Genomic DNA, 8,084 nt, shown 5'->3' on the forward strand with positions numbered 1-8,084 from the left:
TTATTATCCATTTATATACGAAGGGAGCAAAACCAATTGTTAAATGAAGAATTTACCTTTAAGTCGTTGCAAATTGGATTAGCATCACCTGAAAAAATCAGAGAGTGGTCTCGGGGTGAGGTTAAAAAACCCGAAACCATTAATTACAGAACCCTGAAACCGGAAAAAGAAGGTCTTTTCTGTGAAAAAATCTTCGGACCAACCAAAGACTGGGAGTGTAACTGTGGTAAATACAAGCGTATTCGCCATAAGGGCATCGTCTGTGAAAACTGTGGTGTTGAAGTAACAAAAGCAAAAGTAAGAAGAGAACGGATGGGGCACATCGAGCTTGCCTCACCCGTATCACATATCTGGTATTTCAAAGGGATTCCGAGCCGTATGGGCCTGATCCTTGAAATGTCACCCCGCAATCTTGAAAAAATCATTTATTTTGCCTCTTATGTGGTAACGGACCCAGGCGAAACCCCGCTTCAGTACAAGCAGGTGCTGTCCGAAACCGAATATAAGGAAGCAAGAGCCAACTATGGCAAAGATTTTACTGCCGGCATCGGTGCGGAAGCTATCCAGGAGCTCCTGAAGATGGTGGACCTGGATCAGGAAGCCGCTGTGCTTAAGGAAGAGCTCAAAGACAGCTCCGGTCAGAAGAAGATCCGTGTGGCCAGACGTCTGGAAGCCATCGAGGCTTTCAGAAATTCTCACAATAAACCAGAATGGATGATTATGGAAGCCATTCCGGTTATTCCGCCGGAACTGCGCCCGATGGTACAACTGGACGGGGGCCGTTTTGCGACCTCTGACCTGAACGACCTGTACCGCCGTGTGATCAACCGTAACAACCGTCTGATCAAGCTGCTGGAGTTGGATGCGCCGGACATCATTGTCCAGAATGAAAAGCGTATGCTTCAGGAAGCGGTTGATGCCTTGATTGACAATGGCCGACGCGGCCGTGCGGTCACCGGCCCTGGAAACCGTCCGTTTAAATCTCTGAGTGATATGCTCAAGGGGAAACAGGGGCGTTTCCGTCAGAACCTTCTCGGTAAACGTGTCGATTACTCCGGCCGTTCCGTTATCGTTGTCGGTCCTGAGCTTAAAATGTACCAGTGCGGTCTGCCGAAGGAAATGGCCATCGAGCTGTTCAAGCCCTTCGTTATGCGCGAGCTGGTCGCGAGACAACTGTCTCAGAATATCAAGAGCGCCAAGAAGATGGTCGAAAAACTCGATCCGATTATCTGGGACGTTTTAGAAGATGTCATTCACGAACATCCGGTGCTCTTGAACCGTGCACCTACACTCCATCGACTGGGGATTCAGGCCTTTGAGCCCATCCTGGTCGAAGGCCGTGCCATCAAGCTTCACCCGCTGGCCTGTACGGCGTACAATGCCGACTTTGACGGTGACCAGATGGCCGTCCACGTTCCGCTGTCTGTAGAGGCTCAGGCAGAAGCCCGCTTCTTAATGATGGCCTGCAACAACATCCTGAAACCTCAGGATGGTACACCAGTTGTCGTTCCTTCACAGGATATGATCCTCGGCTCCTACTATATGACGCTTTACAAAGAAGACGCCAAAGGAACCGGTTCGATTTTCTGTGATATGAACGAGCTGGAAATGGCATATTTTAACCACGATGTTGAGCTTCACGCCAAGGTTAAGGTCCGCACCACCAAAGAAATAGGCGGTGAAACCTACACAAGGCTGGTGGAAAGCACCGTTGGCCGTTTCATCTTCAACCAGATCCTGCCGCAGGACATGGGCTTTGTGAAACGTGAAACCATTGACGATCACTTTAAACTGGAAGTGGATATGCAGGTTGACAAAAAAGTATTGACCAAAATTGTTGACCGCTGCTTCAAGGCCCACGGCCCAACCATCACTTCCGAAACCCTTGACGAAATCAAACGTCTGGGCTATAAATACTCCACCCAGGCCGCCATCACCGTTGGTGTTGCCGACATGCAGGTACCGGGGAACAAGGAAGAAATCCTTGCCCGTGCCGATGAAAAGATCGCTAAGAACCTCAAGCTGTTCCGCCGTGGTCTCATTTCAGAAGAGGAACGTTACCAGAACGTTGTCGATATCTGGAACAACGCTACCGATGAAGTAACCGACGCGCTGTTAAGCCATCTGGACCGACTGAACCCAATCAACATGATGGCCGATTCCGGTGCCCGTGGTTCCAAGAACCAGATTCGTCAGTTGGCGGGTATGCGTGGTCTTATGACCAACCCGACCGGCCGAGTCATCGAGCTGCCGATCCGCTCAAACTTCCGTGAAGGTCTGAACGTACTCGAGTTCTTCTCCTCCACCCATGGTGCCCGTAAAGGTCTTGCCGATACGGCTCTGAGAACAGCGGACTCCGGTTACCTGACCCGTCGTCTTGTCGACGTCAGCCAGGACGTTATCGTCCGTGAGGAAGACTGCGGAACCACCCGCGGTTATGAGGTAACAGCCATCAATGAACACGGTGAGGTCATTGAAGATCTGGCCGAACGTATTGAAGGCCGCTACGCCTTCGAGGATGTTGTGCATCCTGAAACCGGCGAAATTATGGCCCATAAGGACGAAGTCATCACCAGCGACCAGGCAGAAGCCATTCAGGAAGCCGGTGTTGAAAAAGTTGTTATCCGCGCCGTATTCAACTGTAATTCCAAATACGGTGTCTGTAAAAAATGCTACGGTGTCGATATGACCAGCTGGAAACCTGTCGAAATCGGTGAAGCGGTCGGTATCATTGCCGCCCAGTCCATCGGTGAACCGGGTACCCAGTTAACCATGCGTACCTTCCATACCGGCGGGGTTGCATCCGCGGACGACATTACCCAGGGTCTCCCCCGTGTCGAAGAGCTTTTTGAAGCCCGTAAGCCAAAGGGGCAGGCTATTATTTCAGAAATAGCCGGCCGTGTTGAAATTCTGGAAGGCAAGAAAACCGAAGCGGTTGTCACCGCACCAGACGGTGAATCCAGAATTTACCTGATTCCTTACGGCTCACGCTTAAAGGTACATACCGGCGATAAAATCGAAGCCGGCCAGGAAATCACTGAAGGTTCCATCAACCCGAACGATATCCTGCGCATCAAGGGCATCGACGCTGTACAGCAGTATCTGCTTTCCGAAGTGCAGAAGGTATACCGTCTGCAGGGGGTACACATCAGCGATAAGCATATCGAGCTGATCATCCGACAGATGCTGCGTAAGGTTAAGATTGAAAATGCCGGGGACACCGACCTGATCACCGGGGCCTTAACCGATATTTTTGAAATGGAAGAAAAGAACAACGAAGCTCTGGATATGGGGCTGGAACCGGCACAGGCCAGCAGAGAGCTCCTTGGGATCACCAAGGCATCTCTGGCAACGGATTCCTTCCTGTCAGCTGCTTCTTTCCAGGAAACCACCCGAGTGCTCACCGACGCTGCCATCAAGGGCAAGGTCGACCCGCTCATCGGTCTCAAGGAAAATGTCATCATCGGTCAGCTGGTACCTGCCGGAACCGGCGTTAAGGCTTACAGCCGTGTCGAGCTCGACTATGACCGCGAGGATGAGGATGATGAGGAAGAAGAACTGATCGATGATATGATCAAAGACGATATCACCAATGTGAAGGAGCTTTCCGATGACATGGATATTGTCATGGATGATGATAACATCTTAGCCAAAGCTGTTCAGGAAGAACGCGAAAACCTTGAAAAGGACGATGAACTGGCCAAGGCCTTTGATATGTTCGACATGGATTTCTTAGACAACAGCAGCAGTGAAGCCAGCGATATGATTATCGGAGATCTTGACGACTAAAACCCACAAACCCCGCTATTTGGCGGGGTTTTCTTTCAAGATAAAGGAAGTTTTAATTACCGCTTGACAAGCTGGCAAAAAGAGTGTATATTAGAAAGGTATGTTTAGCAAAGTCTTATAAACTGCTGGAGGTATAAATTGGAAAGTTTTGGTGAGACCCCAAAGGTCATCGGGACAAAGCAGACTCTGAAAGCTGTGAAAGAAGGAAAAGCAACCGTGGTTGTTTTAGCTGAAGATACCGAAGATTCTATTAAGGAAAAAATTGTCACCGCGTGTCAGGAAGCATCTGTTCCCATTGAGCCCTATGAAAGCAAGATCGCGCTCGGTCAGGACAGCGGCATTGAACGGGGAGCGGCAGTGATCGCACTGCTGAAATAGTATTAAAGCGCAGGCGCCTGATGGGCGCTTATTTGACGCTTGCATTTGGTTGAAATTTCGAATGATTTAACAGAAAGGCTGTTTTCATTTGGATTTTTGATATAAAATTTTAAGAAGGAGGTGCAGGACTGAATGCCTACCATTAATCAGCTTGTTAAACAAGGAAGAAAAAGTGCGGAAATCAAAACAAAGACTCCGGCACTGAAAGCAAACCCCCAAAAAAGAGGTGTTTGTACTGCAGTTAGAACATCTACACCAAAGAAACCAAACTCGGCTCTGAGAAAAATTGCCAGAGTTAAACTGGTAAACGGTATGGAAGTAACTGCTTATATCCCAGGTATCGGCCATAACTTACAGGAACATAGTATTGTTCTGGTAAAAGGCGGCCGTGTTAAGGACTTACCAGGGGTTCGTTACAAGATCATCCGTGGTGCATTAGATACCGCTGGCGTAGAAAATCGTAAACAAGCTCGATCCAAATACGGGGCTAAAAAGCCTAAGAAGTAAGAGTAGTGCATCGTACTGCAAATCTGATAATAGATCTAGATTGTATGTATAAGCACAACGACTTTGGATGTCGAGTACCGATGAACATCAATTGTTAAGGAGGGAAGCAAAGTGCCTAGAAAAGGACCAGTTCCAAAAAGAGAAGTATTGCCTGATCCGATTTATGGTAGCGTTGTTGTTACCAAATTGGTAAACAACGTTATGTTAGACGGAAAAAAAGGCGTTGCCCAGAGAATCGTATATGACGCATTCTCAAAGGTAAATGAAAAAACCGGTAAGGATGCCTTAGAAGCATTCGAAGAAGCATTAGCAAACATCACACCTGTGTTAGAAGTAAAAGCAAGAAGAGTCGGTGGTGCCACTTATCAGGTTCCAATCGAAATTCGTGCAGACCGTAAACAGGCTCTGGCTTTAAGATGGTTAGTTACTTACGCACGCAAACGTTCTGAAAAAACCATGAAGGACCGCTTAGCCGGTGAAATCATGGATGCTCTGAACAACAGTGGTGCAGCCGTTAAGAAAAAAGAAGATACGCACGCTATGGCAGAAGCCAACAAAGCTTTTGCACATTATCGTTGGTAGCATAAAATCCTTATTGGATTTTATGCGATATGTTTACTGTTTAGTATTCAAATTAAAATTGCGAGGAAAAATCTGTGCCAAGAGAATATAGTTTAGAGAACACAAGAAATATCGGTATTATGGCGCATATTGACGCAGGAAAAACCACTACTACTGAAAGAATCCTTTATTATTCTGGTAAAATCCATAAAATCGGCGAAACCCATGATGGTGGCGCGCAGATGGACTGGATGGAACAGGAACAGGAAAGAGGTATCACCATTACCTCTGCTGCTACAACTTGTCATTGGAAAGGCAACCGTATCAACATTATCGATACTCCTGGCCACGTTGACTTTACCGTTGAAGTAGAACGTTCTTTAAGAGTTCTTGACGGTTCTGTAGCGGTATTCTGTGCCAAGGGCGGTGTTGAACCTCAGTCCGAAACCGTCTGGCGTCAGGCTGACCAGTACCATGTACCGAGAATGGCTTACATTAATAAAATGGACATCACCGGTGCGGACTTCTACCATGCGGTAGATATGATCCGTGACCGTCTGGGCGCAAACCCAGTATGTATCCAGCTGCCAATCGGTAAGGAAAGTGATTTTATTGGTATCATTGACCTGCTTACCATGAAGGCTGAAATCTACAAGGATGATTTAGGTGAAGAAATTGAAATCACCGATATTCCTGACGATATGAAAGAAGAAGCTGAAAGCTACCGCGATAAGATGCTTGAGGCCCTTTCTGAAGTAGATGAAAACCTGATGGAAAAATACCTGGAAGGTGAAGAAATCACCGTCGAGGAAATCAAGGCAGCCATCCGTAAGGGAACCTGTAACGTAGAATTGATCGCAGTAACCTGCGGATCTTCCTATAAAAACAAGGGCGTTCAGATGATGCTGGATGCTGTTGTTGACTATATGCCGTCACCGCTTGACGTACCTGCTATCAAGGGTACAAATCCGGAAACGGACGAAGAAGACGAAAGAAAACCAAGCGACGAGGAACCATTCTCCGCTTTAGCTTTCAAGATTATGACAGACCCATACGTTGGTAAGCTGGCATTTATGCGTGTTTACTCTGGTACTGCAGAAGCAGGCTCCTATGTTCGTAATACCACAAAAGGTAAGAGAGAACGTTTTGGCCGTATCCTGCAGATGCATGCGAACCACCGTGAAGAAATCTCCAAGGTTTATACCGGTGATATCGTAGCTGCCGTTGGTCTGAAAGATACCACTACCGGGGACACCCTGTCTGATCCGGATCACCCGATCATTCTGGAATCCATGGTATTCCCTGAACCGGTTATCGATGTTGCCATCGAGCCTAAGACAAAAGCCGGCCAGGAAAAAATGAGTGTTGCGCTCCAGAAACTGGCAGAAGAAGACCCGACCTTCCGTACACATACCGATGAAGAAACCGGCCAGACCATTATCTCTGGTATGGGTGAGCTTCACCTGGATATCATCATCGACCGTATGCTGCGTGAATTCAAGGTAGAAGCCAACATCGGACAGCCTCAGGTAGCTTACAGAGAAAAGATCACCAAAACCGTCGACGCAGAAGGCAAATTCGCTCGTCAGTCCGGTGGTCGTGGTCAGTATGGTCACTGTCTTATCACACTGGAACCGCTGGAACCAGGCGAAGGTTATATTTTTGAAAATAAAACCGTTGGTGGTTCGATTCCGAAAGAATACATCGGACCAATCGACCAGGGTATCCAGGAAGCAATGCAGAATGGTGTCTTAGCCGGCTACCCGGTTATCGACTTTAAAGTAACTGTCTATGACGGTTCTTACCATGAAGTTGACTCCTCCGAAATGGCCTTCAAGGTTGCTGGTTCTATGGCTTTCAAAAATGGTATGCGTAAAGCGGATCCGGTTATCATGGAACCAATGTTCAAGCTGGAAGTTGTTATTCCGGAAGAATATATGGGCGATGTCATGGGGGACATTAACTCCAGACGTGGCCGTGTAGAAGGTATGGAAGCCCGCAACGGTGCTCAGGTTATCAATGGTATGGTGCCGCTGGCAGAAATGTTCGGCTATGCAACATCCCTGAGAAGTAAAACCCAGGGCCGCGGCGTTTACACCATGCAGTTCTCACACTACGAACCCGTACCAAAGAGCGTTTCAGAAAAAATTATCGAAGGACGCACTAAATAAAGCTGGGTCCGGTTTTTGAAGAAAACCGGCAGGACGCAGTTCTATGAGCCGCTAGGCGAATGCGCCCGATAACGAAACATCTGTGAACCTTATAAAAACTAACGGTCTGCCGGATCGTTACGGCAGACCCCATTAAATATTTAAAATAATAATAGGAGAAATAAAATGGCTAAGGAAAAATTTGAAAGATCCAAACCACATGTTAACATTGGTACCATCGGTCATGTTGACCACGGTAAAACAACATTAACCGCTGCAATCACCACCGTATTAAACAAACGCTTCGGAACCGGTGAAGCTGTAGCTTTCGACAACATCGATAAAGCACCAGAAGAAAGAGAACGTGGCATCACCATCTCAACCGCCCACGTTGAATATGAAACCGACGCCCGCCACTACGCACACGTCGACTGCCCGGGCCATGCCGACTACGTTAAAAACATGATCACCGGCGCAGCCCAGATGGACGGCGCGATCTTAGTTGTATCCGCAGCCGACGGCCCAATGCCGCAGACCCGTGAACACATCCTGTTAAGCCGTCAGGTAGGCGTACCATACATCATCGTCTTCTTAAACAAAGCCGACATGGTAGATGATGAAGAATTATTAGAACTGGTTGAAATGGAAGTTCGTGAACTGTTAGACGAATACGAATTCCCGGGAGATGACACACCAATC

The 8,084-nt window shown here is 47.7% G+C and carries 6 protein-coding genes; all 6 read left to right on the top strand.

Annotation, left to right across the window (positions count from 1 at the left end):
• Positions 1-36 precede the first annotated feature (36 nt).
• Positions 37-3,789: a DNA-directed RNA polymerase subunit beta' gene (gene rpoC, locus BUC22_RS20545; protein WP_013382426.1), complete on the top strand. Its 3,753-nt coding sequence runs from the start codon at positions 37-39 to the stop codon at positions 3,787-3,789.
• A gap of 138 nt (positions 3,790-3,927) precedes the next feature.
• A complete protein-coding gene (locus BUC22_RS20550) occupies positions 3,928-4,167 on the top strand; it encodes a ribosomal L7Ae/L30e/S12e/Gadd45 family protein (protein ID WP_013382425.1) in 240 nt (79 codons plus the stop codon).
• A gap of 132 nt (positions 4,168-4,299) precedes the next feature.
• Positions 4,300-4,674 (top strand): 30S ribosomal protein S12, encoded by a 375-nt coding sequence (gene rpsL / locus BUC22_RS20555; protein WP_013382423.1) that lies wholly within the window; start codon positions 4,300-4,302, stop codon positions 4,672-4,674.
• A 111-nt stretch (positions 4,675-4,785) separates the two neighbouring features.
• Positions 4,786-5,256, top strand: a complete 471-nt coding sequence (gene rpsG, locus BUC22_RS20560) for a 30S ribosomal protein S7 (protein ID WP_013382422.1) — start codon at positions 4,786-4,788, stop codon at positions 5,254-5,256.
• A 74-nt stretch (positions 5,257-5,330) separates the two neighbouring features.
• A complete protein-coding gene (gene fusA / locus BUC22_RS20565) occupies positions 5,331-7,406 on the top strand; it encodes an elongation factor G (RefSeq protein WP_013382421.1) in 2,076 nt (691 codons plus the stop codon).
• Positions 7,407-7,571: 165 nt separating this feature from the next.
• Positions 7,572-8,084: GTP-binding protein (locus BUC22_RS20570; RefSeq protein WP_143163956.1), on the top strand; the 513-nt coding region annotated here is incomplete at its 3' end.

The organism is Eubacterium callanderi, from assembly GCF_900142645.1.
Classification (GTDB): Bacteria; Bacillota; Clostridia; order Eubacteriales; family Eubacteriaceae; genus Eubacterium; species Eubacterium callanderi.